23 protein-coding genes are annotated in these 22171 nt (G+C 71.7%); 6 read left to right on the plus strand and 17 right to left on the minus strand.

Annotated features, from left to right (window positions below; translation table 11 throughout):
• Positions 1–72: 72 nt before the first annotated feature.
• The 8 genes from rocD to ABZ854_RS03035 form a co-directional block, all read right to left on the minus strand.
• Positions 73–1299 carry an ornithine--oxo-acid transaminase gene (gene rocD, locus ABZ854_RS03000; RefSeq protein WP_361203259.1) on the minus strand — a complete coding sequence of 409 codons (1227 nt, stop codon included), beginning with the start codon at positions 1297–1299 and terminating at the stop codon, positions 73–75.
• Positions 1299–2108, minus strand: coding sequence for a dimethylargininase (gene ddaH, locus ABZ854_RS03005; RefSeq protein WP_361203261.1), 810 nt, complete (start codon positions 2106–2108; stop codon positions 1299–1301). The genes rocD and ddaH overlap by 1 nt, the downstream gene beginning before the upstream one ends.
• A gap of 165 nt (positions 2109–2273) precedes the next feature.
• On the minus strand, positions 2274–2759 hold the full coding sequence (locus ABZ854_RS03010) for an Lrp/AsnC family transcriptional regulator (protein ID WP_129310732.1): 486 nt from the start codon (positions 2757–2759) through the stop codon (positions 2274–2276).
• A gap of 46 nt (positions 2760–2805) precedes the next feature.
• The gene (locus ABZ854_RS03015) at positions 2806–3009 is read right to left on the minus strand and encodes a hypothetical protein (RefSeq protein ID WP_361203266.1); all 204 of its coding nucleotides are present in this window, start codon (positions 3007–3009) and stop codon (positions 2806–2808) included.
• Between the two features lie 70 nt (positions 3010–3079).
• Complete coding sequence (locus ABZ854_RS03020) at positions 3080–4027, minus strand: cytochrome c oxidase assembly protein (protein ID WP_361203269.1); 948 nt, start codon at positions 4025–4027, stop codon at positions 3080–3082.
• Positions 4028–4205: 178 nt separating this feature from the next.
• The gene (locus ABZ854_RS03025) at positions 4206–5231 is read right to left on the minus strand and encodes a 6-phosphofructokinase (RefSeq protein WP_361203272.1); all 1026 of its coding nucleotides are present in this window, start codon (positions 5229–5231) and stop codon (positions 4206–4208) included.
• A 240-nt stretch (positions 5232–5471) separates the two neighbouring features.
• On the minus strand, positions 5472–6200 hold the full coding sequence (locus tag ABZ854_RS03030; RefSeq protein WP_129310740.1) for a glutamine amidotransferase: 729 nt from the start codon (positions 6198–6200) through the stop codon (positions 5472–5474).
• 22 nt (positions 6201–6222) lie between these two features.
• A complete protein-coding gene (locus ABZ854_RS03035; protein WP_361203275.1) occupies positions 6223–7461 on the minus strand; it encodes a MurT ligase domain-containing protein in 1239 nt (412 codons plus the stop codon).
• Between the two features lie 152 nt (positions 7462–7613).
• Here ABZ854_RS03035 and def point away from each other — a divergent pair, with 152 nt between their 5' ends.
• On the plus strand, positions 7614–8177 hold the full coding sequence (gene def, locus ABZ854_RS03040; protein ID WP_361203278.1) for a peptide deformylase: 564 nt from the start codon (positions 7614–7616) through the stop codon (positions 8175–8177).
• Positions 8178–8200: 23 nt separating this feature from the next.
• Here the strand turns inward: def and ABZ854_RS03045 are convergent, their stop codons facing one another.
• Entirely contained in the window at positions 8201–8845 is a 645-nt protein-coding gene (locus tag ABZ854_RS03045; RefSeq protein ID WP_361203281.1) for a TetR family transcriptional regulator, read from the minus strand.
• A 183-nt stretch (positions 8846–9028) separates the two neighbouring features.
• Here ABZ854_RS03045 and ABZ854_RS03050 point away from each other — a divergent pair, with 183 nt between their 5' ends.
• Entirely contained in the window at positions 9029–10255 is a 1227-nt protein-coding gene (locus ABZ854_RS03050; RefSeq protein ID WP_361203284.1) for an acyl-CoA dehydrogenase family protein, read from the plus strand.
• An 84-nt stretch (positions 10256–10339) separates the two neighbouring features.
• On the opposite strand, the gene ABZ854_RS03055 is transcribed toward ABZ854_RS03050, so the two are convergent.
• The 8 genes from ABZ854_RS03055 to ABZ854_RS03090 form a co-directional block, all read right to left on the minus strand.
• Positions 10340–10861 carry a cupin domain-containing protein gene (locus ABZ854_RS03055; protein ID WP_361203287.1) on the minus strand — a complete coding sequence of 174 codons (522 nt, stop codon included), beginning with the start codon at positions 10859–10861 and terminating at the stop codon, positions 10340–10342.
• 7 nt (positions 10862–10868) lie between these two features.
• Positions 10869–12083: a cytochrome P450 gene (locus ABZ854_RS03060; protein WP_361203291.1), complete on the minus strand. Its 1215-nt coding sequence runs from the start codon at positions 12081–12083 to the stop codon at positions 10869–10871.
• Positions 12080–13144, minus strand: coding sequence for a type III polyketide synthase (locus ABZ854_RS03065; protein WP_361203293.1), 1065 nt, complete (start codon positions 13142–13144; stop codon positions 12080–12082). The genes ABZ854_RS03060 and ABZ854_RS03065 overlap by 4 nt, the downstream gene beginning before the upstream one ends.
• A gap of 191 nt (positions 13145–13335) precedes the next feature.
• Positions 13336–13569, minus strand: coding sequence for a DUF6213 family protein (locus tag ABZ854_RS03070; protein ID WP_129310756.1), 234 nt, complete (start codon positions 13567–13569; stop codon positions 13336–13338).
• Between the two features lie 25 nt (positions 13570–13594).
• Positions 13595–14980, minus strand: coding sequence for an NADP-dependent succinic semialdehyde dehydrogenase (locus ABZ854_RS03075; RefSeq protein ID WP_361203297.1), 1386 nt, complete (start codon positions 14978–14980; stop codon positions 13595–13597).
• A gap of 111 nt (positions 14981–15091) precedes the next feature.
• Entirely contained in the window at positions 15092–15565 is a 474-nt protein-coding gene (locus ABZ854_RS03080; RefSeq protein WP_361203300.1) for an NUDIX domain-containing protein, read from the minus strand.
• Positions 15562–17100 (minus strand): ATP-dependent DNA ligase, encoded by a 1539-nt coding sequence (locus tag ABZ854_RS03085; protein ID WP_361203303.1) that lies wholly within the window; start codon positions 17098–17100, stop codon positions 15562–15564. Before ABZ854_RS03085 ends, ABZ854_RS03080 begins: the two co-directional genes overlap by 4 nt.
• Before the next feature lie 40 nt (positions 17101–17140).
• Positions 17141–18166, minus strand: coding sequence for an NAD(P)/FAD-dependent oxidoreductase (locus ABZ854_RS03090; protein ID WP_361203306.1), 1026 nt, complete (start codon positions 18164–18166; stop codon positions 17141–17143).
• Between the two features lie 65 nt (positions 18167–18231).
• Here ABZ854_RS03090 and ABZ854_RS03095 point away from each other — a divergent pair, with 65 nt between their 5' ends.
• The 4 genes from ABZ854_RS03095 to ABZ854_RS03110 all read left to right on the plus strand — a co-directional run bounded on the left by ABZ854_RS03095 (position 18232) and on the right by ABZ854_RS03110 (position 22164).
• A complete protein-coding gene (locus ABZ854_RS03095) occupies positions 18232–18804 on the plus strand; it encodes an XRE family transcriptional regulator (protein WP_361203309.1) in 573 nt (190 codons plus the stop codon).
• 101 nt (positions 18805–18905) lie between these two features.
• Positions 18906–19871, plus strand: coding sequence for an NADPH:quinone oxidoreductase family protein (locus tag ABZ854_RS03100; RefSeq protein ID WP_361203312.1), 966 nt, complete (start codon positions 18906–18908; stop codon positions 19869–19871).
• 32 nt (positions 19872–19903) lie between these two features.
• Positions 19904–21085: an acyl-CoA dehydrogenase family protein gene (locus ABZ854_RS03105; protein ID WP_361203315.1), complete on the plus strand. Its 1182-nt coding sequence runs from the start codon at positions 19904–19906 to the stop codon at positions 21083–21085.
• A complete protein-coding gene (locus tag ABZ854_RS03110; protein ID WP_361203318.1) occupies positions 21082–22164 on the plus strand; it encodes an acyl-CoA dehydrogenase family protein in 1083 nt (360 codons plus the stop codon). Before ABZ854_RS03105 ends, ABZ854_RS03110 begins: the two co-directional genes overlap by 4 nt.
• Positions 22165–22171: the final 7 nt, after the last annotated feature.

Here is a 22171-nt window from a genome sequence, read left to right on the forward strand (position 1 = left end):
ACGGCGCCCGCCGACGGGTCATCCCCGTCGACGGGCGCCGTCCTGCGTCAGTCGCGGACGCCGCCGGGCCGGTCAGCCGCTCGCGCCGAGCACCTTCTCCAGCGAGGCCAGCGCCGAGCGCAGTTCCTCGGCCGTGATCGTCAGCGGCGGGGCCAGCCGGATCGTCGAACCATGCGTGTCCTTGACCAGGATCCCCTCCCGCATCAGCCGTTCGCTGATCTCGCGGCCCGTGCCGATGGCCGGGTCGACGTCGACACCCGCCCACAGACCGCGCGCACGGAAGCCGACGACGCCCTTGCCGATCAGCTCGGTCAGCCCGCCGCGCAGGATCACTCCCAGCTCGGCCGCCCGCCGCTGGTACTCGCCGCTCTCCAGCAGCTCGACCACCGCCGTGCCCACCGCCGCGGCCAGCGGGTTGCCGCCGAACGTGGAGCCGTGCTCGCCCGGGTGCAGCACGCCCAGCACCTCACGCCGGGCCACCACCGCCGACACCGGCACGATGCCGCCGCCCAGCGCCTTGCCGAGCAGCAGCACGTCAGGGACGACGTCCTCGTGCTCGACGGCGAGGGTGCGGCCCGTCCGGCCCAGTCCGGACTGGATCTCGTCCGCGATGAACAGGCAGCCCTTGCGCCGGGTCAGCTCCCGCACCCCCGTGAGGTAGCCCTCGTCCGGGATGATGACGCCCGCCTCGCCCTGGATCGGCTCGATCAGCACGGCGGCCGTCGTCTCGTCGACCGCCTCCTCCAGCGCGGCCAGGTCGTTGTACGGCACGATCCTGAACCCGGGCGTGAACGGCCCGAAGCCCGCCCGGGCCGTCTCGTCCGTGGAGAAGCTCACGATGGTCGTCGTACGGCCGTGGAAGTTCTCCGCCGCGACGACGATCGTCGCCCGGTCGGCGGGGACGCCCTTGACGTCGTACGCCCACTTGCGGGCCACCTTGATGCCGCTCTCCACCGCCTCGGCGCCGGTGTTCATCGGCAGCACCATGTCCAGGCCGGTCAGCTCCGCGAGCCGCTCGGCGAACTCGGCGAGCCGGTCGTTGTGGAAGGCGCGGGAGGTCAGCGTCAGCCGGTCGAGCTGCTCGCGGGCCGCCTGGACCAGCGCCGGGTGCCGGTGGCCGAAGTTGAGGGCCGAGTAGCCGGCCAGCATGTCGAGGTAGCGGCGGCCGTCGACGTCCTCCACCCAGGTGCCCTCGGCGCGGGCCACGACCACGGGCAGCGGGTGGTAGTTGTGCGCGAGGACCGGCTCCTCCGCACGGATCAGGTCGGCGGACGTGCGCGTGCGCGCGGGTGCGGTCATCAGCGGATCTCCTGGGTGCAGCACTTGATGCCACCGCCGGCCTTGTGGAACTCCGACAGGTCGACGGGGACGGGGACGTAACCCTGGTCGGCCAGGCGCTCGGCCAGCGCCTCGGCCCGGGGGGCGATGAAGACGTGGCTGCCGTCGGACACGGAGTTCAGCCCGAACGCCATCGCGTCGTCGCGGGTGGCGAGCACGGCGTCCGGGTAGAGCCGCCGCAGCACCTCCCGGCTGCCCGGCGAGAACGCCTCCGGGTAGTACACGATGTTGTCTTCGTCCAGCACGAACAAAGCCGTGTCCAGGTGGTAGAAGTACGGGTCCACCAGGGTCAGGCTGACCACCGGATGGCCGAGGAACTCCTGCGCCTCGCGATGGGCCTCGCGGGAGGTGCGGAACCCGGTGCCGGCGAGCACGTAACGGCCGGTCCAGACCAGGTCGCCCTCGCCCTCGGACACCGACTCCGGCCGGTGGACGTCGTAGCCCGCCGCCTTGAACCAGGTGTCGTAGTGAAGCGACTCCGCGCGCCGCTCGGGCGCGTGGAACAGGGAGCCGAAGACGCGGCCGCCGACCACGAACGCCGCGTTCGCGGAGAAGACCATGTCCGGCAGGTCCGGCGCCGGCTCGACGGCTTCGACGGTATGGCCGTGGGAGCGATAGGCGCTGATCAGCGTCCGCCACTGCTCCTGGGCGAGGTCCACGTCGACGGGTGTGTCGGGATGCATCCAGGGATTGATCGCGTACTGCACGGCGAAGTGTCTGGGTTCGCAGACGAGGAAGCGCCGAGCGCGCGGCACACGACGTTCGAGCACAGAGGGTTCCCTCCGCTTTCTGTGTGTCACCAAGGGGGTGACACCAACGGTAGGAACGCGGGCCGGGCCGCGACAAGAAACGAATACTGCGCACCTGCGCAGGATTGCTGCGTCTTCGCGGGAGAGGACGCAGGACTCCTGCGCATCACGAGGTTTAGCCCGAGGTCATTGCGGTGCGGCCTGCGTGGCGCCCGCCTCCGGACTGTCCGGCAGGAGGTGGGACAACACCATCACGCTGATCGTCTTGCGGATGAACGGCTCGGCGCGGATCCGCTCCAGCACCTCCTCGAAGTGCTCCACGTCCCGCGCCCGCACGTGCAGCAGCGCGTCCGCGCCGCCGGTCACCGTCATGGCGGCCGTGATCTCCGGATGGTTGCGGACCACCCCCGCGAGCCGCCGGGGCGGTGCCGCGCCCTCGCAGTACACCTCGACGTACGCCTCCGTGCGCCAGCCCAGCGCCGAGGGCTGCACCGTCGCGGTGAACCCGGTGATCACCTCTGTCTCCCGCAGCCGGTCCACGCGCCGCTTCACCGCGGTGGACGACAGCCCGATCGCGGCACCGATCTCGGCGAAGCTGGTCCTGGCGTTCGCCATCAGGGCGTTGACGATCCTCCGGTCGAGATCGTCGAACGAGACGTTCCTGCTGTTCATGCGGGCACTGTAGTGACCCCGGGCCGGGCCGGCCGCCAGGACCGCCCTACGACTGGGTGACGACCATGGCGAGCGTCAGCAGTCCCAGCACCACCCAGCCGAACCACAGCCAGCCGTTGCTGCCGAGCGCGACCGTGTAGGCCGTCACGACGACGAGCCCGCCGACGGTCAGCGCCCCCATCGTCCTGGTGGAACCGTGCGTGGAGCCGTGCGTGGAGCCGTGCAGAGAACCGTTCGTGGAACCGGGCATCGCGACACCCTCCTCATGGGCCGACCCCACCATGGTGCCGCGACTCCCGCCCCAAGGGCATACCCCGTACTCAGCCCTCGCGCGCGCGAAGCGCCGCCAGATAGGCGTTGTACGCCTCCAGCTCCTTGTCGCCGTCCCGGTCGGCGGCCCGGTCCGTGCGCTTGGCCTGGCGCTTCTCGGAGCCGTACCACTGGAACAGCAGCGCGATCAGCACCAGCACCGAGGGGACCTCGCTGAACGCCCAGGCGATGCCGCCGGCCGCGTTCTGGTCGGCCAGCGCGTCGATGCCGAGCGAGGCCGACGGGTGCTTGAAGGTCTCCACCATCGGCGTCGACGCCATCATCAGCGCGATACCGAAGAACGCGTGGAACGGCATGCCCGCGAACAGCTCCAGCATCCGCATCAGATACCCCGGCCGGTGCGGGCCCGGGTCGACGCCGATGATCGGCCAGAAGAACACCACACCCACGGCGAGGAAGTGCACCATCATCGCCACGTGCCCGGCCTTCGACCCCATCAGCAGGTCGAACAGGGGAGTGAAGTACAGCCCGTACAGGCTCGCGATGAACAGCGGGATCGTGAACACGGGGTGGGTGATGATCCGCATGTACCGGCTGTGCAGCAGCGCCAGCAGCAGCTCACGCGGCCCCTTGCGGCCCCTGCCGGCGGTCGGCAGCGCGCGCAGCGCCAGGGTGACCGGGGCGCCGAGCAGGATCAGGATCGGCGACAGCATGCTGATCACCATGTGCTGCACCATGTGCACGCTGAACATGACCATGCCGTAGTCGTTCAGCTTGGTGCACATCATCAGGGCGACGGTCAGCACGCCGATGACGTACGACACCGTACGGCCCACCGGCCAGGCGTCCCCCCGTCGCACCAGCCGCACGACACCCCACGCGTACAGCCCGAGCCCGAGCAGACAGCCGACGAGGAAGAACGGATCAGCCGACCACTGCAGCCCCCGCCCCAGCGTGAACGGCGGCAGATCCATCACCATGCCGTGCCCGTGATCCATCCACCGGCTCCATTTCGAGGGGGTTGCGCAAGTCTGTCCGGCCCCAAGAGTAGAACCGACGCGGGTCGGCTCTGCGACCGGGTCCCGCTACAGCGCCCCCAAAGGGGCGCGGGGAACTGCGCGACAAGCCACGAAGCACCCGCACCCGGCGACGAAACGGAACCCGACGGCGCGCCCCCTACAGAACGCACTCCGCTTCCTCATACCGCCCAGCCGGCACGGTCTTGAGAGACGCCACCGCCTCCGCCAGCGGCACCATCACGATCTCGGTCCCCCGCAACGCGGTCATCCCCCCGAACTCCCCCCGATGCACCGCCTCCACCGCATGCCACCCGAACCGCGTCGCCAGGACCCTGTCGTACGCCGTCGGCGTCCCACCCCGCTGCACGTGCCCGAGGATGACCGGCCGGGCCTCCTTGCCGAGCCGGTGCTCCAGCTCGACCGACAGCTGCCGGGCGATCCCGGCGAAGCGCTCGTGGCCGTAGATGTCCTTGCCGCCCTCGTCGAACTCCATGGAGCCCGGCCGGGGCTTGGCGCCCTCCGCCGCGACGACGATCGCGAACCGCTTGCCCGCCTCGAACCGCGCGCCGACCTTCCGGGCCAACTCGTCGATGTCGAAGGGCCGTTCGGGTACGACGATGGCGTGGGCGCCGGCCGCCATGCCGGAGTGCAGGGCGATCCAGCCGGTGTGCCGGCCCATGACCTCCACGATCAGCATGCGCTGGTGGGACTCGGCGGTGGTCTTCAGCCGGTCCAGGGCCTCCGTGGCGACGCCCACCGCGGTGTCGAAACCGAAGGTGACGTCGGTGACAGCGATGTCGTTGTCGATGGTCTTGGGCACGCCCACGATGGGCAGCCCGTTGTCCGACAGCAGGCGGGCCGCCTTCAGGGTGCCCTCGCCGCCGATCGGGATGATCGCGTCCAGGCCGAGCTCGGCGACGTGACCCCGGGCCCGCTCCACGCCGTCCCGCAGATGCTCGGGACGGACCCGGGAGGAGCCGAGGATGGTGCCGCCGCGGGCCAGGATGCCGCCCACGGCGTCCAGGTCGAGCTTCAGATAGTCGCACTCCAGGAGGCCCTTCCAGCCGTCCCGGAATCCGATGACCTCGTCGCCGTGGTCGACGACGGCGCGGTGCACGACGGACCGGATGACGGCGTTCAGGCCGGGGCAGTCGCCGCCTGACGTGAGGACACCAATGCGCATAGCCCGATTTACCTTCTCAACGTGGGCCGGAAAAACCGGACCACGTCGTCCGGCGGGTTCCCGGCCACCCTACCGGCGTGAGGGGGTGGCTCCGTAGCGGGCGTCCGCCTGCTGGACGTGCCCGCACATGTGAGCGGACAGGCCGTCAGGCGGGCCCACGAAGAGCCTGCCGGAACCCGCTGAGACGCCGCTGAGACGCCGCTTGCGCGGCGGCTGGGCGGCGAGCCGGGCGAAGGGCGTTCACGCAGGCTGCTGGGCGGCGGCGATACGCTCGCCCCGCAGCGCCTCGTACCACCGGTCGTCGATCGGCGGCAGCGCGTTGACGTCCAGCGCCAGCTTCAGCAGCAGGTCGGCGATCTGCGGGTTGCGGGCGAGTACCGGCCCGTGCATGTAGGTGCCGAAGACCGTCCCGTTGTACGCGCCCTCCGTGCCGTCCCCGGTGCCGTTGCCCCGGCCCAGCCGGACCTGGGCGAAGGGGCGGGCGGTGGGGCCGAGGTGGGTGACGCCCTGGTGGTTCTCGAAACCGGTCAGCTGGGGCAGGCCGAGCTGCGGGTCGATGTCCCCGAGGACGTCGCCGACGCACCGCTCGCCCTCGCCGCGCACCGACACCACGTCGAGCAGGCCGAGGCCGGGCTCGCGCTGGCCGAGGTCGTTGATGAACTCGTGCCCGAGGATCTGGTAGCCGGCACACACCGAGAACAGGATCGCGCCGTTCTCCACCGCCCGGTGCAGATGGCCGTCGCGGCGCAGCCGCTCGGCCGCGAGCCGCTGCGGCCGGTCCTCGCCGCCGCCGATCAGGTAGATGTCACCGGAGGTCGGGATCGGCTGGTCGCTGCGCACGTCGAGCCGGGCCACGTCCAGGCCCCGCTGCCGCGCCCGGCGCTCCACGACGAGCGCGTTGCCCTGGTCGCCGTAGGTGCTCAGCAGGTCCGGGTAGATCCACACCAGCCGCAGTTGGTTGTCGCTCATGAGGTGATCGTCCTTCTCCTGATCAGTTGCCGACGCGGCGGCGCAGGTCCTGGAACGCGGTGTAGTTCGCGATGACCTCGATGCGTCCCGGCGGGGCCGTCTGCACGGCCTGGTCGAGGTCCTCGCAGACCTGGAAGTGCTGGTTCGCGACCTCCAGCCGCACCGCGAGGTCGAGCTTGCGGTCACCGATGACGAAGATCGGGTGGCCGGTCAGCCGCGTGTAGTCGACGTCCCACAGCCAGGACGTGTCGGTGCCGTCGGCCCCGCGCGCGTTCACCGACAGGATCACCGGGGTGGGCGGCGGGTCGATCAGGGAGAACGTCTCCAGCCAGCCGGCCGGGTTCTTCGCCAGCAGCAGCCGCAGGTCACGCCCCTGGAACTGGACGACGTCGTACCGGCCGGCCACGGCCTGCACCTGGTACATCCGCTCCAGGGCGACCTGCGGGGGCACCCCGAACACGGCGGCGACGGCCGCGGAGCTGGCCGCGTTCGCCTTGTTGGCCCGGCCCGGCAGCTGCAGGTGGATCGGCCAGGCGGACCCGTGCGGGTCGAGGACGTGGTCCCCGTTCAGGGCCCAGCTCGGCGTCGGCCGGCGGAAGCCGCACTCACCGCAGAACCAGTCGTCGCCGGGGCGCTGCATCACGCCGCCGCAGGACGGGCAGGACCAGGCGTCGTCCTTCCACATCTGGCCGGCGGCGACCCAGATCACGTTCGGGGAGGAGGAGGCGGCCCACACCACGAGCGGGTCGTCGGCGTTGGCCACGATGACCGCCTTGGAACCGGCCAGTCCCTCGCGCCAGTTCTCGGCGAGCATCCGGGTCTCGGCGGCGCGGTCGAGCTGGTCGCGGGAGAGGTTCAGCAGGGCGATGCACTTCGGGCTGGTGTCCCGGGCCACACCGGCGAGGTACTTCTCGTCGACCTCGATGACACCGAACTTCGCGTCCGAGCCGCCCGCGAGCGCGGAGGTGATACCGGCCGGCATGTTGGCGCCGAGCGCGTTCGACACGACCGGGCCCGCGGCGCGCAGCGCCTCCGCGATCAGCCGGGTGGTCGTCGTCTTGCCGTTGGTCGCCGACACCAGGACGACGTCCAGGTGCTGGGCGAGCCGGGCGAGCAGGTCGGGGTCGAGTCTCAGCGCGACCCGGCCACCGATCACCGACCCGCTGCCGCGTCCCGCGGCGCGCGATGCCGCAGCGACCGCCTTGCCCGCGGTCACGGCCAGCTTGGCCCGCGGCGAGAGCGGGTCCGAGTTGCCTGCCATCAGTTCTCGATCCTCCTTGCGTACGCGCCGCGCCTGAAGCTCGTCCGGCACGTGGTGTGTGCGTGAAGCCTATCGAGATCCGTTTCCACACCCGAATCCCGGCCCGGGCCCGCGCGGCTCGTGCGGGCCGAGGGAACCGTACCCTTGCCGCCATGCGACACGGTTCCATTCCGGGCGCCCGCGGGCGAGTCCGGCCTCTTACCCTGCTCGGTGACCCGGTCCTGCGGGAGACCTGCCGGGAGGTCACCGATTTCGGCCCCGAACTGGCGGACCTGGTGGAGGACTTGTTCGCGACCATGTACGCGGCACCGGGAGTGGGCCTGGCCGCCGGCCAGATCGGGGTCCCGCTGCGGGTCTTCGTCTACGACTGCCCGGACGACGAGGACGTCCGCCACGTCGGGCACGTGGTGAACCCGCGGCTGGTGGCGGCCGACGGCGTGGTGCTCCGCGGGCCGGAGGGCTGTCTGTCCCTGCCGGGCCTGGAGGCGGGCACCGAGCGGTACGACCACGCGGTCGTCGAGGGCCGCACGGTGACGGGGGAGCCGGTCACCGTGCACGGCACGGGCTTCTTCGCGCGGTGTTTGCAGCACGAGTGTGACCACGTGGAGGGCCGGCTGTACGTGGACCACCTCACGGGGTGGCGCCGCCGCCGGTCGGCGAGACAGATCAGCCGGGCCCCGTGGCACCGGGCAAGCGCGGGGCAGACGGGAATGTGACGACAGGGCCGGGGCGCCGGGTGTCAGAAGCCGGGGCCGCCGACGCGGTCTCCGGCCGCCGCGAGCCGGCCCCACAGCAGGTCGGCCAGCGACCGTACCAACTCGCTCCGGCTGCACGGCCGCTCCCCGAGCCACCAGTCGCCGGCCGCGTGCATCATGCCGACGATCCCGTGCCCCCACACCCGCGCCAGCTGCTGGCTGCCGGGTCCGAGGTCGAGGCGTTCCTCGATCACCTGGGCCAGTTCCTCGCCCATCCGCCGCAGCACCGGGGCCGAGTGCTTGCCGAGGTCGAACCCCTGGTCGCTGCCCGCGCTGCCCTCGGAGGGGTGCATCAGGAAGCGGTACACCTGGGGCCGGGCCTCGATCGCGGCGAGGTAGGTGTCCAGGGTGGACTCCACCCGCTCGCGCCGGTCGGCGGGGGCGTCCAGCGCCGCCCGCAGCGATTTCAGCAGGGCGTCGGTGTGCCGCTTGGCCAAGGCCGCGTAAAGGCCGCTCTTGTCCCCGAAGTGGCGGTAGAGGATCGGCTTCGTGATCCCGGCTTCCGCAGCGATGGCGTTCATCGACGCCTGCGGTCCGTCGCGCAGCACCACCCGGTCCGCGGCCTCCAGCAACTCGCGCCGTCGGCGGTCGGCGGACCGCTGCTGATCGGTCCGCTGTGTGGTGTTCATGTGCTCTCCCCACCCATGCTGTTTCGGTGACGCCAGCGCAAACTAGCACTGACGGGGCCCCTGACATCGAACGGGATGCCGAGGCGGAGGCCGAGGCGTCATCCAGAGTTGACTTTTCCTACTGGTGAGTAACAGACTGGTGTTACCGTTAGTAACAACGCTTGCATCGCCGCTGGAGGGGTCATGGCCGAGTTCACCATGGAGCTGAACGACGAACAGAAGGAAGTCCGGGACTGGCTCCATGGCTTCGCGGCCGACGTGATCCGCCCCGCCGCCGCCGAATGGGACGAGCGCGAGGAGACTCCCTGGCCGGTCATCCAGGAGGCCGCGAAGGTCGGCATCTACTCCCTCGATTTCTACGCCCAGCAGTACTTCGACCCCACCGGGCTCGGTATCCCGATGGCGATGGAGGAGCTGTTCTGGGGCGACGCTGGCATCGCCCTCTCCATTGTGGGCACCGGCCTGGCCGCCGTGGGCGTTCTCGCCAACGGTACCGAGGAACAGATCGGCACGTGGATCCCGCAGATGTACGGCGACGCCAACGACGTCAAGGTCGCCGCGTTCTGCTCCTCCGAGCCCGACGCCGGCTCCGACGTGGCCTCCATGCGCACCCGCGCGGTGTACGACGAGGCCAAGGACGAGTGGGTGATCAACGGCACGAAGACCTGGGCGACCAACGGCGGCATCGCCAACGTCCACGTCGTCGTCGCGGTCGTCGACCCCGAGCTCGGCTCCAAGGGACACGCGTCCTTCATCATCCCGCCGGGCACCGAGGGCTGCTCCCAGGGCCAGAAGTTCAAGAAGCACGGCATCCGGGCCTCGCACACCGCCGAGGTCATCCTCGACAACGTCCGTGTGCCCGGTTCCTGCCTGCTCGGCGGCAAGGAGAAGCTGGACGAGCGCCTGGCCCGGGCCCGCGAGCGGGCGAAGGCCGGTGGCGAGCGGGTGAAGAACGCGGCGATGGCCACGTTCGAGGCCTCGCGGCCGGCGGTGGGCGCGATGGCCGTGGGCACGGCCCGGGCTGCGTACGAAGTCGCCCTCGACTACGCCAAGACCCGTGAGCAGTTCGGGCGGCCGATCATCGACAACCAGGGCGTCGCCTTCCAGCTCGCGGACATGCGGACGCAGATCGACGCGGCGCGGCTGCTGGTGTGGCGGGCGTCGTGGATGGCGGTGAACGGGAAGCCGTTCACCGCGGCCGAGGGGTCGATGTCGAAGCTGTTCGCGAGCGAGACGGCGAAGAAGGTGTCTGCGCAGGCGATTCAGATTCTGGGGGGGAACGGGTATACGCGGGAGTATCCGGTGGAGCGGATGCACCGGGATTCGGCGATTTACACGATCTTTGAGGGGACGAGCGAGGTTCAGCGGCTGGTGATTGCGCGGACCTTGTCCGGGATGGCTATTCGGTAGCGCCGTGGGGGTGCGGGTGCGTTGCGGAGTGCGGGTGCGTCGTGGTTGCTCGCGCAGTTCCCCGCGCCCCTTGGGTGGGGACGGTCACCGGTGCCTCAGAGGTGTGAGTTGCTCTATGTCGTACTTGCTTCGAAGGGCCTCGATCGCCTCGTGATCCGGGGGGCCGCCCGCGTTCAGGATCTCCAGTAGTTCCTCGAAGTAGCGTTCGTGGTCCGGTGGGGGAGAGGCCTGGAAGAACATCCTTGCCGGGGTGGTCGTCGGGTTGGCGAAGGCGTGGGGGCAGCCGGGGGGGACGACGATGAGGGTGCCCGGGGTGGCTCGGACCACGCGGTTGCCCGAAGTCGACTCCCAGCGCTGCCAGTTGTCGGGGGTGCGGACGCGGGGCTCGAAGGCGAGGACGTCCAGTTCGCCGTCCAGTACGTAGAACAGCTCCTCGCTGCGCATGTGCACATGGGCTCCCACGTCGAACCCGGGCGGGACCTCCACCTCGAAGGTGGAGGCCGTCCGGGAGTGGGTGCCGGTGACCTTGAACGTCACGCGCTGGGCCGGTGCCTGTACGACGCGGCCGTGGCCCGGCGGGACGAGCAGCCCCTCGGTCGTCGTCATCGCACCCTCACCACGCCACCGGAAGGGCCTCTGGGCCGCGGATCAACGCGCCCTTCTTGAAGGGCACCTGGTCCGGGGTCACCGCGAGCCTCAGGCCGGGGATCCGGTCCAGCAGGGCGTCGACGAGGAGTTCCGACTCCAGGCGGGCCAGCATGCCGCCGGGGCAGTAGTGCGGGCCGAAGCCGAAGGCGACGTGCGGGTTGGGGTTGCGGGTGACGTCGATGGTCTCCGGGTCGGGGAAGACGTCCGGGTCGCGGTTGGCGGCCAGGTAGGAGACGTAGACCGGGTCTCCCTCGTGGATGAGGGCGCCGGCGATCTCCACGTCCTCCAGCGCGATCCGGGACAGGCCGACCGCGTTGCGGTGCGGGATGTAGCGCAGGAGTTCGTCGATGGCCCGAGGGCGGAACTCCGGCTCGGAGCGCAGGCGTTCGGCCAGGTCCGGGCGGGTGAGCAGCAGGTGGAACATCTGGCCGCTGTTGTTGGTGACCGCCTCGCCGCCGATCTGGAGGAGGACGGCCAGGCCGACGGCCTCCTCCATGGTGATCTCGCCCTGGCCCACGGCGGCGCCGAGCAGGGAGGTGACGTTCTCGGCGGTGCTGTCCGCGCGCCGGCCGATCAGGTCGGTGAAGTAGGCGCTCATCTCGCGCTTTGCCTTCTCGCTGACCTCCTTGCCGTGCGCGGAGGACAGGATCAGCTGCGTCCACGTGTGCATGCTCTGCCGGTCGGCGGCCGGGACGCCCATCAGCTCGCAGATCACCGCGATGGGGAACGGGCTGAGCACCGCACTGGTGAGGTCGGCGGGCGGCCCGTCCTGGAGGAGTTCGTCCACGAGTTCGTCCAGCATCCCGCGCGCCTTGTCACGGATGCGTTCCACGCCCTTCGCGGTGAACGCGGCGGCCACCGAGCGCCGTAGCCGGGTGTGGTCGGGCGGGTCGAGGAAGCCGACCGCGCCCCGGTCGGGGATGAAGTGCGGGGCGAGCCGGGTGACCTGTCGGCCCATGACCGCCTCGCGGCTGAAGCGGGGGTCGTTGGCGACCAGCCGTACCTCGTCGTACCGGGTGACCAGCCAGGCCCAGCCCTCGCCGTTGGGCAGCTGGATGCGGGTGACCGGACCCTCGTCCATCAGCCCGGTGAGCACCGGGTCGAAGTCGGTGCCGGACAGGTCGGCCGCCGGCCAGTGCCGGACCGGGGGCAAGGTCTCGGTGAGCGGCTCACTTGTCATCGCGGGTCTCCGTCCGCGCTGGTCCAGCGGCCGACGGTCATCTCGGCCGTGATGCCGGGACCGAACCCGGCGAGCAGCCCGCGCGCCCGGTCCGCCGCGCCGCCCTCGTCGAACAGCCGGCGCAGCGCGTCCAGGACGACGGCGCTGGCGATGTTGCCGTACTCGGTGAGCGTGGAACGGCTGAACCGGAACGCGTGCGGATCGACCTGGAGGAACGTGCTCAGGTCGTCGAGTATTCGGGGGCCGCCGGCGTGGATGATGTAGAAGTCCAGGTCGGACGCGTCCCAGCCGTGCGTGCCGGCCAGGTCCTTCAGCGCCGGGGCGAGCGGCTCCATGGTGGTGGGCACCCGCTTGTCGAGCATGAAGTGGAACCCGGTCTCGCGGACGTCGTACGCGATCCACTCCTCGGTCTTCGGGATGAGGTACGAGCCGTTGCGCTCCAGGTGGACGCCGGTGCCGCCGCGGCCGCGTACGACGGCGGAGGCGACGCCGTCGCCGAACAGGCCGTTGGACAGCAGCGAGCCGACACCGAGGTCGGTGGGCTGGTAGCACAGCGAGCAGAACTCGCAGGCCACGATCAGCACGTTGGCGTCGGGGTAGGCCGTGCAGAAGTCGTGGGCCCGGTTGATCGCCGCGCCGCCGGCCGCGCAGCCCAGCTGGGCGATGGGCAGTTGCCGGGTGGTGCTGTCGAAGTCCATGGAGTTGATCAGCCAGGCCGTGAGCGAGGGCATCATGAAGCCCGTGCACGACACGTAGATGATCACGTCGATCTCGGTGGTGAGCAGTTCGGCGTCGTCGAGCGCCCGCTGGACCACCGCCGGCACCCGGGCCTTGGCCTCGGCCTCGTAGACCTTGTTCCGCTCCTGGAATCCGGGATGTCGCAGCGTCTCCTCGATGGGCTGCACGATGTGCCTGGTGCGCACGCCCGTGTTCTCTATCAGCCTGAGTGCCAGCGGCAGTTGTGGGTGGTCCGCGTGCCGGGAGCGGGCCAGCTCCAGCGTCTCCTCCATCGTGATCACGTGCTCCGGAACCGACACCGAGGGTCTGCACAAAGTCGCCATGAACCGTCCCTGCTTTCTCGGTTCCGGCAGGCGTCGCCCGCCGGTCAGAAGGTGGTTCACCTCAGGAGGTGCTCCACCCACGATCACCCGGCAGGGCGAAGATCTCTCGCCGGACTACTCCAGATCGGGGACACGGTGTCGCACACATCACGTGCGCCGGAGGGCGGACGAACAGGCCCGGTCCGGGGGGTTTACGGCGCCCCGCTGCTGTGCGCGATGCAGGCCACGTCGATACGGTCCGCGAGTTTCGCCAGCTCGATGGTCAGCGCGGCCACCGTGTCCTCGTCCAGGCCCTGCTCCCCGGCCTCGACCAGCCGCAGCCACCGCCCACCGACCGTCCGCAACAGCTTGCTCACGTCGGACGCGGAGACCTGCAAGGTGCCGCGGTCGTCGACGATCAGAGGGAGAGTCACTTCGCGGTTCACAAACGGGATGGTAGCTGCGTGGTCGTCACGCACCCTGCCAAACCGTGGTGATGTTGCAGAACTCCCGGATTCCGTGCCCGGACAGCTCACGCCCGTAGCCCGAGCGCTTCACCCCGCCGAACGGGAACGCCGGGTGGGAGGCGGTCATCCCGTTGACGTACACGGCACCCGCCTCCAGGTCGCGGGCGAACCGCTCCAGCTCGGTCTCGTCCCGCGTCCACACGTTCGAACTGAGGCCGAACAGCGAGTCGTTGGCGATGAGCAGCGCCTCGTCCAGGTCGCCTGCCCGGTACAGCGTGGCGACCGGCCCGAACGCCTCCTCGCGGTGGATGCGCATCTCCCGCGTGATGCCGGCCAGCACCGTCGGCGGGTAGTACCAGCCCGGCCCGTCCGGCCGCTGTCCGCCGCACAGCACCTCGGCGCCGCCCCGGCGGGCGTCGTCGACCAGTTCCTCCAGGTCGGTGCGCCCCTGTTCGCTGACGAGTGGCCCGACCTCGGTGTCCTCCTCCATCGGGTCGCCGACCTTCAGCGCCCTCATGCCCTCGGTGAAGCGCGCGGCGAAGGCGTCGTACACGTCCGTGTGCACGATGAACCGCTTGGCGGCGATGCACGACTGCCCGTTGTTCTGCACCCGCGCGGTCACCGCGACCTGAGCCGCGCGGTCGAGGTCCGCCGACGGCATGACGACGTACGGGTCGCTGCCGCCCAGCTCCAGCACCGTCTTTTTGATCATCTCCCCCGCGGTGGAGGCGACCGCCCGGCCGGCGGGCTCGCTGCCGGTGAGCGTCGCCGCCCTGACCCGCTCGTCGCGCAGGATGTCGTCGACCGCGCCGGAGCCGATCAGCAGCGTCTGGAAGCAGCCCTCCGGGAAGCCCGCCCGGTGGAACAGGTCCTCCAGGTACAGGGCCGTCTGGGGCACGTTGGATGCGTGCTTGAGCAGGCCCACGTTGCCCGCCATCAGCGCGGGCGCGGCGAAGCGGATCACCTGCCAGAGCGGGAAGTTCCACGGCATCACCGCGAGCACGGGCCCGAGCGGGCGGTAGCGGACCCGGACCCGGGAGGCACCGGAGTCCCGTACGTCCGCCGCGTCCGGCTCCTCGTCGGCCAGCAGGCCCTCGGCCCGGTCGGCGTACCAGCGCATCGCCTTGGCGCACTTCGCGGCCTCCGCGCGGGCCTGCTTGACCGGCTTGCCCATCTCCGTGGTCATCACCCGGCCGATCTCCCGCTGGTCCTCGTCCAGCAGGTCGGCGGCCCTGTTCAGCAGGCGGGCACGCTCGGCGAACGCGCTCGTCCGGTAGGTGCGGAACGTGGCCTCGGCGAGCTGGAGCCGGCGTTCCAGCTCCTCCTCACCCATCGGCTCGTACGTCTTGAGCGTCTCGCCGTTCGCCGGGTTCACCGTGGCGATGGGCATGGCTGACCTCCCTGGGAGCGGGCTTGCTTCGACCTTCGCGCGCGAGGGCGCCCGCCGCAACGCGTGAGCCGCTGTCGCGGTGGCACGCGTCGTGGTGGTGCGCCGCCGTCGTCAGGCCGAGTGCTCCGCCAGCCGGTCCAGAAACGCGGCCTGCGCCGTGATGATCACCTCGCGGGCCCGCCCCAGACCGAACCACGCCACCCGGTCCAGCTCGGGGAACTCCTGGATCCGCCCGGAGCGCGGTGGCCACTGCATCGTGAACGTGCCGGGCTCGATCGCCGCCGGGTCCACCTCGCTCTCGACCGCCCAGGCCGTGACGATCTTGCCGCTCTTCTGCACGACCTCACCCAGCGGTACGGCCTCCCCGTCGGGCGGTGCCAGCCCGAGCTCCTCCCGGAACTCGCGGCGGGCCGCGTCCCAGGCGGGCTCGTCGGCTTCGTACTCGCCCTTCGGGACGGTCCAGGCCCCGGCGTCCTTCTTCGCCCACAGGGGCCCGCCCATGTGCCCGAGCAGCACCTCAAGGCCCTCGCCGGTGCGCCGGAACACCAGCAGTCCCGCACTGCGCTTCGTCGCACGCACCGTCACGGTGTGACCTCCGGATGGGCCGCCAGCAGGGCCTCCACCGTATCCGCCTCCTCGGGGCGCTTGTCCTCGCGGTAGCGCACAACGCGCGCGAACCGCAGGGTGACGCCGGCCGGGTAGCGGGAGGAGCGCTGCAGTCCGTCGTAGGCGATCTCGACGACGAGTTCGGGGCGTACGGTGACTCCCCAGCCGTGCTCCCGCACAGCCAGCTCCTGGAGCCGCCCCGTCTGCCAGGCGAGCAGGGCGTCGGTCATGCCTTTGAAGGTCTTGCCGAGCATGGCGAAGGTGCCGTCCGGGGTGCGGGCGCCGAGGTGCAGGTTGGAGAGCTTCCCGGTGCGCCGGCCGTGGCCCCACTCGGCGGCCAGCACGACCAGGTCGAGGGTGTGGACGGGCTTGACCTTCAGCCAGGAGGCACCGCGCCGGCCCGCGCTGTAGGGGGCGTCGAGCGCCTTGACGACCACGCCCTCGTGGCCCCGGGCCAGGGTGTCGGCGAGGAACCGTTCCGCCTCGGCGGTGTCCTCCGGCCCCGACGCCACCGTACGGCGGACCCGCATCGGTTCGGGCACCAGCCGGGCCAGCACCGCGTGCCGTTCGGCGAACGGCAGGTCCAGCAGATCCCGGCCGTCGACCGACAGCGCGTCGAAGAAGACGGGGGAGACGGGGACCTCCTCGGCGGCCTTGGCCACGTCCGTGCGGGAGCCGACCCGGCCGGCCGTCTCCTGGAAGGAACGCGGCCGGCCGTCGGCGCCGAACGAGATCACCTCTCCGTCCAGGATGAACCGCTCGCCCGCCAACCCCAGCGCGGCATCCTTCACTTCGGGCAACCGGGCCGTGATGTCGTCCAGCGTCCGGGTGTGCACGCGCACCGTGTCGCCGTCCCGGTGGACCTGCATCCGGATGCCGTCCAGCTTCTCCTCCACCGCGCACGCGCCGAGCTTCTCGACCGCCTCGGCGACCGAGGAGGCGCTGTGCGCGAGCATCGGCAGCACCGGACGGCCCACCGTCAGCCGGAACTGCTCCAGCGCCGGCGGCCCCTCGGCGAGGAGCGCGCCGGCCACCGCCTGCAGCGAACCGGCGAGCATCACCGCCCGCCGCACCGCCGCCCGATCCGCGCCGGTCGCCCGCGCGAGACCCTCCACGGCGACCGCGTCCAGCGCGCCCTGGCGGACCTCGCCGGTGAGCAGGCCCAGCAGGAAGCGCTGCTCGGCCTCGGTGGCCAGGGCCATCAGCTCGCCGACCCTCCGCGAGCGTTCCGCCTGCGAGCCGGGGCCGGACACCTTGCCCAGGTCGGTGAGGCGGGCGTCGACGTCCCGGACGGTGAGGGTCGGCTGGGCCGCTGGCTCGACGCGGTGGGCCAGTACCTTCCAGCCGACGCCCAGGCGTCCCTGCGGGAGGCGTCCCGCCAGGTAGGGGATGACGATGGGCGCGTCGTCCGGTTCCGCCTCCCGGAACAGCTCCGCGAGGAGGTCTGTTTTGCGTGTCCGCGACGCCGTTGCTGTGACTTCTTGGGAGACTTGGGCCAGCCGGGCTAGCAACATGGGTCCAGGGTGCACCAGGGGTGGGGTGGCCGCGCGGTTTTCAGGCGCGGGCGCGTGGTGGCTTGTCGCGCCCACGCGGCGGCAGCCGTAGATCGGACACAGCCCCGCGCCCCTTTGGGGCGCCACTGTCGAGGTCGGTCATCAGGAGCTCCCCGTTGATGGCCGCGCCCGCCCTGTAGCCCCTGCTTGCCGCGTTGATGACCTGTTCCGCGTAGCCGCTGGTGTTGCCTGCCGTCCAGAGGCCGGGGACGGTGGTCCGGCCGCGGTCGTCGATCACCGGGTAGGCGCCGAAGGGGGTCTCGTGGAGTTCGGCGCCCAGGCGGACGAGAAGGTCGTTCTGGGGGACGGCGTGCGGGGCGGCGTAGAGGACCTCGCGGTCGTGGACCGTGCCGTCGGTGAGGCGGACGCCGGTGAGGCGGTCGTCGGTGACGACCAGGGCCTCGACCTCGCCGGGTACGACGGTGACGCCGGCGGTGGCGAGGCGGCGCAGGTCGTCGTCCGTGAGGGCGGCCTCCGGCACCTGGTGCAGGAAGAGGCGCACGTCCTTGGACCACTGGGTGACCATGAGCGCCTGGTGCACGCTCATCGGTGTGGTGGCGAGGACGCCGGTGGGCAGGTCGCGGGCCTCCCAGCCGTGGCAGTACGGGCAGTGGATCACGTCCCGGCCGAACCGCTCGGCCAGGCCGGGCAGCGGCGGCAGCTCGTCCCGCAGGCCCGTGGCGACGACCAGCTGCCGGGCCCGTACCAGGCGCCCGCTCGCCAGGGTGACCGCGAAGTCGCCGTCGCGGCGGGCGTCCACGGCCCGGCCCCGGACCAGTTCGACGCCGTACCGGGCGATCTCCTCGCGGCCGATCGCCAGGAACTCGGCCGGGGACATGCCGTCCCGGGACAGATAGCCCTGCATGTGAGCGGCCGGCGCGTTGCGCGGTTCGCCCGCGTCGACGACAAGGGTGCGGCGCCGGGCCCGGCCCAGGACCAGGGCGGCGGACAGCCCCGCTGCGCCGCCGCCGACCACGACGACCTCGTACCGGCCGCTGTCGGTTTCCTGCGTGCTGTTTTCGGTCATGCGGCGAGGGTCACGTGTACGGCCGCGGATTGACAAACGTGTTTGCCGAATCTGCAATGAACCTCATGACGACCGAAGACGTACTGGCCGGCGTCGGCCCCCGGCTGCGGCGCCTGCGCAAGGAGCGCGAGGTGACCCTGGCCGCGCTCTCGGAGACCACCGGCATCTCCGTGAGCACCCTGTCCCGGCTGGAGTCGGGACTGCGCAAGCCGAGCCTGGAACTGCTTCTGCCCATCGCGCAGGCCCATCAGGTCCCGCTGGACGAACTGGTCGGAGCGCCGGCCGTGGGGGACCCGCGGGTGCGGGCGGAGCCGATCATCCGGGGCGGCCGCACGCACTGGCCGCTGACCCGCCAGCCGGGCGGACTGCAGGCCTACAAGGTCCTCGAACCGCAGCGCAGGCAGGAGCCGGAACCGCGCACCCACGAGGGGTACGAGTGGCTGTACGTGCTGGCCGGGCGGCTGCGGCTGGTGCTCGGCGAGCACGACGTGGTGCTGACGGCGGGCGAGGCGGCGGAGTTCGACACGCGGGTGCCGCACTGGTTCGGATCCACGGGGGAGGGGCCGGTGGAGTTCCTGAGTCTGTTCGGGCCGCAGGGGGAGCGAATGCACGTGCGGGCCCGGCCCCGCAGGACGTGACGCCGGGAACGGATTCCGGGCGGCTGTTCCCTGATGGGCAAGCGACCGCTTAGTATGCGATCGGAAGCCGGTCAGACGACGCAGTCCCGTGGAGGCCCCGCATGCAGGCATGGCACGTGCACGAGAACGGTGAGCCGAGCGAGGTGATGCGCCTCGCCGAGGTGGAGCGGCCCGTGCCCGGCGCCGGACAGGTGCTGCTGCGGGTGCGCGCCGCCAACGTCAACTTCCCCGACGCTCTGATGTGCCGGGGCCAGTACCAGGTGCGGCCGCCGCTGCCCTTCACGCCCGGCGTGGAGATCTGCGGCGAGACCGAGGACGGCCGCCGGGTGATCGCCAACCCCGCGCTGCCCTACGGCGGCTTCGCCGAGTACGCCGTCGCCGACGCGGCCGCCGTGCTGCCGGCCCCCGACTCGCTGGACGACGCCGAGGCCGCCGCCCTGCACATCGGCTACCAGACCGGCTGGTTCGGCCTGCACCGCCGCGCCCGCCTGGAAGCCGGCGAGACCCTCCTCGTGCACGCCGCCGCCGGCGGCGTCGGCAGCGCGGCCGTCCAGCTGGGCAAGGCCGCCGGGGCCCGCGTGATCGGCGTGGTCGGCGGTGCGGCGAAGGCCGCCGTCGCCCGCGAGCTGGGCTGCGACGTGGTGGTCGACCGGCACGCCGAGGACGTCGTCGCGGCCGTGAAGGAGGCCACCTCGGGCCGTGGCGCCGACGTGATCTACGACCCGGTCGGCGGCGACGCCTACGCCCAGTCCGCCAAGCTGGTCGCCTTCGAGGGCCGGATCGTCGTCGTCGGCTTCGCCAGCGGCGGCATCCCGAGCCCGGCGCTGAACCACGCCCTGGTGAAGAACTACGCCATCCTGGGCCTGCACTGGGGCCTGTACAACACCAAGAACCCGAAGCTGGTCGGGCAGTGCCACGAGCAGCTCACCGAACTGGCCGCGCGGGGCGCGATCAAGCCGCTGGTGAGCGAGCGGGTGCCGCTGGACCGGGCCGCGGAGGCCGTGCAGAAGGTGGCCGACGGCCGGTCCACCGGCCGGATCGCCGTCCTGACGGAGGAGCCCGTATGAGCCACACAGACCGTGCGAGCGACGGAGTCCGCATGAGTGACGCGGAGGAACTGCGCAGCCGTACAGGAGAGTTGCTGGCGGCGCATCCGCCGGCCGAGACCGACCGCCTGGACTTCCTGCGGGCCCGGTTCGACGCCGGCCTGGCCTGGGTGCACTACCCGGAGGGCCTCGGCGGACTCGGCGCCCCGCGCTCCCTCCAGGCGGTCGTGGACGCCGAGCTGGAGGCCGCCGGGGCTCCCGACAACGACCCCCGGCGCATCGGCATCGGCCTGGGCATGGCCGCGCCGACCGTCCTCGCCTACGGCACCGAGGAGCAGAAGCGGCGCTACCTGCGCCCGCTGTGGACCGGGGAGGAGGTCTGGTGCCAGTTGTTCAGCGAGCCCGGCGCCGGCTCCGACCTGGCCGCCCTCGGCACCCGCGCCGTCCGGGAGGGCGAGGACTGGGTGGTCAACGGGCAGAAGGTGTGGACCTCCAGCGCCCACGTCGCCCGCTGGGCCATCCTCATCGCCCGCACCGACCCGGACGTCCCCAAGCACGCCGGGATCACCTACTTCGTCTGCGACATGACCGACCCGGGCGTCGAGGTGCGGCCACTGCGCCAGATCACCGGCGAGGCCGAGTTCAACGAGGTGTTCCTCACCGACGTCCGCATCCCCGACTCCCGCCGCCTCGGCGCGGTCGGTGACGGCTGGCGGGTCGCCCAGACCACGCTGATGAACGAGCGCGTCTCCATCGGCGGCATGCGGCTGCCCCGTGAGGGCGGCATGATCGGGCCCGTCACCAGGACCTGGCGCGAGCGGCCCGGACTGCGCACCCACGACCTCCACCAGCGGCTGCTGAAACTGTGGGTCGAGTCCGAGGTCTCCCGCCTCACCGCCGAGCGGCTGCGCCAGCAACTCGTCGCCGGCCAGCCCGGATACGAGGGGTCCGGCATGAAGCTCGCCTTCGCCCGGCTCAACCAGGAGATCAGCGGCCTGGAGGTGGAACTCCGGGGCGAGGAGGGCCTGCTGTACGACGACTGGACCATGCGCCGCCCCGAACTGGTCGACTTCACCGGCCGGGACGCCGGGTACCGCTACCTGCGGTCCAAGGGCAACAGCATCGAGGGCGGGACCAGCGAGGTCCTGCTGAACATCGTCGCCGAGCGCGTCCTGGGCCTGCCCGCCGAACCGCGCACCGACAAGGACGTCGCCTGGAAGGACCTGGCCCGATGAGCGCACAGCCCGACCTGCTGTACTCGGAGGAGGAAGAGGCCCTGCGGTCCGCCGTCCGCGACCTGCTCGGGGACCACTGCGACGCGGCCGGCGTGATCACCCGCGCCGAGTCCGGCGCGCCGCACGACCTCGCCCTGTGGAAATCCCTCGCCGACGGCATGGGCCTGGCCGGCCTGCTGGTGCCCGAGGCGCTGGGCGGCCAGGGCGCCACCCACCGTGAAGTCGCCGTCGTCCTGGAGGAGTTGGGCCGGGCCGTCGCACCCGTCCCCTATCTGACCAGCGCCGTGGTGGCCACCGAGGCCCTGCTGGCCTGCGGGGACGAGGAGTTGCTCGGCCGGCTGGCCTCCGGGCGGACCATCGGCGCCCTCGCCGTCGGGCTGCACCTGGCACCGGGCGCCGCCTTCCCGGCCGTACGCCTGGAAGGCGGGTGCCTGCACGGGGAGTTGACCGGCGTGGCCGACGCGGCCGCCGCCGACGTGCTGCTCGTCCCGGCCGATGACGGCGGGCTGTACGCCGTGGCCGCCGAGGAGGTGTCCGTCATCCCGCAGGTCTCCCTGGACCTCACGCGGCCGGTGGCCCGGGTGCTGCTCGACGGCGCGGCCGGCCGCCGGATCGGCGACGCCGAACCCGCCGTACGCCGGGCCCTGCGCGCCGCCGCCGGACTGCTCGCCTCCGAACAACTCGGCGTCGCCGACTGGGCGCTGACCGAGACGGTCCGCCATCTGAAGGAGCGCAAGCAGTTCAACCGGCCCCTCGGCGGCTTCCAGGCGCTCAAGCACCGGCTCGCCCAGCTGTGGCTGGAGGTCGTGAACCTCCGGGCCGCCGCCCGCGCCGCCGCCGACGCGCTCACCACCGGCGAGGACACCGACCTCACGGTCGCCGTCGCCCAGGCCTACGCCGCCCCCGTCGCCGTACGCGTCACGGAAGAGGCGCTGCAGCTCCACGGCGGGATCGGGATGACCTGGGAGCACCCCGTCCACCTGTACCTGAAGCGGGCCAAGGCCGACTCGATCGCCTACGGCACCGCGGGCGCCCACCGGGAGGCGCTGGCCGCTCTGGCCGACATCCCGTCGCCCTGAGCGGACC

Origin of the sequence: Streptomyces sp. NPDC047028, from assembly GCF_040644095.1 — a bacterium.
In the GTDB taxonomy this organism is placed as follows: domain Bacteria; phylum Actinomycetota; class Actinomycetes; order Streptomycetales; family Streptomycetaceae; genus Streptomyces.

Excerpts from the sequence above, each read along its gene's own strand:
- rocD (WP_361203259.1), bottom strand. The coding sequence starts at position 1,299 with ATGACCGCACCCGCGCGCACGCGCACGTCCGCCGACCTGATCCGTGCG.
- ABZ854_RS03010 (WP_129310732.1), bottom strand. The coding sequence starts at position 2,759 with ATGAACAGCAGGAACGTCTCGTTCGACGATCTCGACCGGAGGATCGTC.
- ABZ854_RS03015 (WP_361203266.1), bottom strand. The coding sequence starts at position 3,009 with ATGCCCGGTTCCACGAACGGTTCTCTGCACGGCTCCACGCACGGCTCC.
- ABZ854_RS03020 (WP_361203269.1), bottom strand. The coding sequence starts at position 4,027 with ATGGATCACGGGCACGGCATGGTGATGGATCTGCCGCCGTTCACGCTG.
- ABZ854_RS03025 (WP_361203272.1), bottom strand. The coding sequence starts at position 5,231 with ATGCGCATTGGTGTCCTCACGTCAGGCGGCGACTGCCCCGGCCTGAAC.
- ABZ854_RS03030 (WP_129310740.1), bottom strand. The coding sequence starts at position 6,200 with ATGAGCGACAACCAACTGCGGCTGGTGTGGATCTACCCGGACCTGCTG.
- ABZ854_RS03035 (WP_361203275.1), bottom strand. The coding sequence starts at position 7,461 with ATGGCAGGCAACTCGGACCCGCTCTCGCCGCGGGCCAAGCTGGCCGTG.
- def (WP_361203278.1), top strand. The coding sequence starts at position 7,614 with ATGCGACACGGTTCCATTCCGGGCGCCCGCGGGCGAGTCCGGCCTCTT.
- ABZ854_RS03045 (WP_361203281.1), bottom strand. The coding sequence starts at position 8,845 with ATGAACACCACACAGCGGACCGATCAGCAGCGGTCCGCCGACCGCCGA.
- ABZ854_RS03050 (WP_361203284.1), top strand. The coding sequence starts at position 9,029 with ATGGCCGAGTTCACCATGGAGCTGAACGACGAACAGAAGGAAGTCCGG.
- ABZ854_RS03055 (WP_361203287.1), bottom strand. The coding sequence starts at position 10,861 with ATGACGACGACCGAGGGGCTGCTCGTCCCGCCGGGCCACGGCCGCGTC.
- ABZ854_RS03060 (WP_361203291.1), bottom strand. The coding sequence starts at position 12,083 with ATGACAAGTGAGCCGCTCACCGAGACCTTGCCCCCGGTCCGGCACTGG.
- ABZ854_RS03065 (WP_361203293.1), bottom strand. The coding sequence starts at position 13,144 with ATGGCGACTTTGTGCAGACCCTCGGTGTCGGTTCCGGAGCACGTGATC.
- ABZ854_RS03075 (WP_361203297.1), bottom strand. The coding sequence starts at position 14,980 with ATGCCCATCGCCACGGTGAACCCGGCGAACGGCGAGACGCTCAAGACG.
- ABZ854_RS03085 (WP_361203303.1), bottom strand. The coding sequence starts at position 17,100 with ATGTTGCTAGCCCGGCTGGCCCAAGTCTCCCAAGAAGTCACAGCAACG.
- ABZ854_RS03090 (WP_361203306.1), bottom strand. The coding sequence starts at position 18,166 with ATGACCGAAAACAGCACGCAGGAAACCGACAGCGGCCGGTACGAGGTC.
- ABZ854_RS03095 (WP_361203309.1), top strand. The coding sequence starts at position 18,232 with ATGACGACCGAAGACGTACTGGCCGGCGTCGGCCCCCGGCTGCGGCGC.
- ABZ854_RS03100 (WP_361203312.1), top strand. The coding sequence starts at position 18,906 with ATGCAGGCATGGCACGTGCACGAGAACGGTGAGCCGAGCGAGGTGATG.
- ABZ854_RS03105 (WP_361203315.1), top strand. The coding sequence starts at position 19,904 with ATGAGTGACGCGGAGGAACTGCGCAGCCGTACAGGAGAGTTGCTGGCG.
- ABZ854_RS03110 (WP_361203318.1), top strand. The coding sequence starts at position 21,082 with ATGAGCGCACAGCCCGACCTGCTGTACTCGGAGGAGGAAGAGGCCCTG.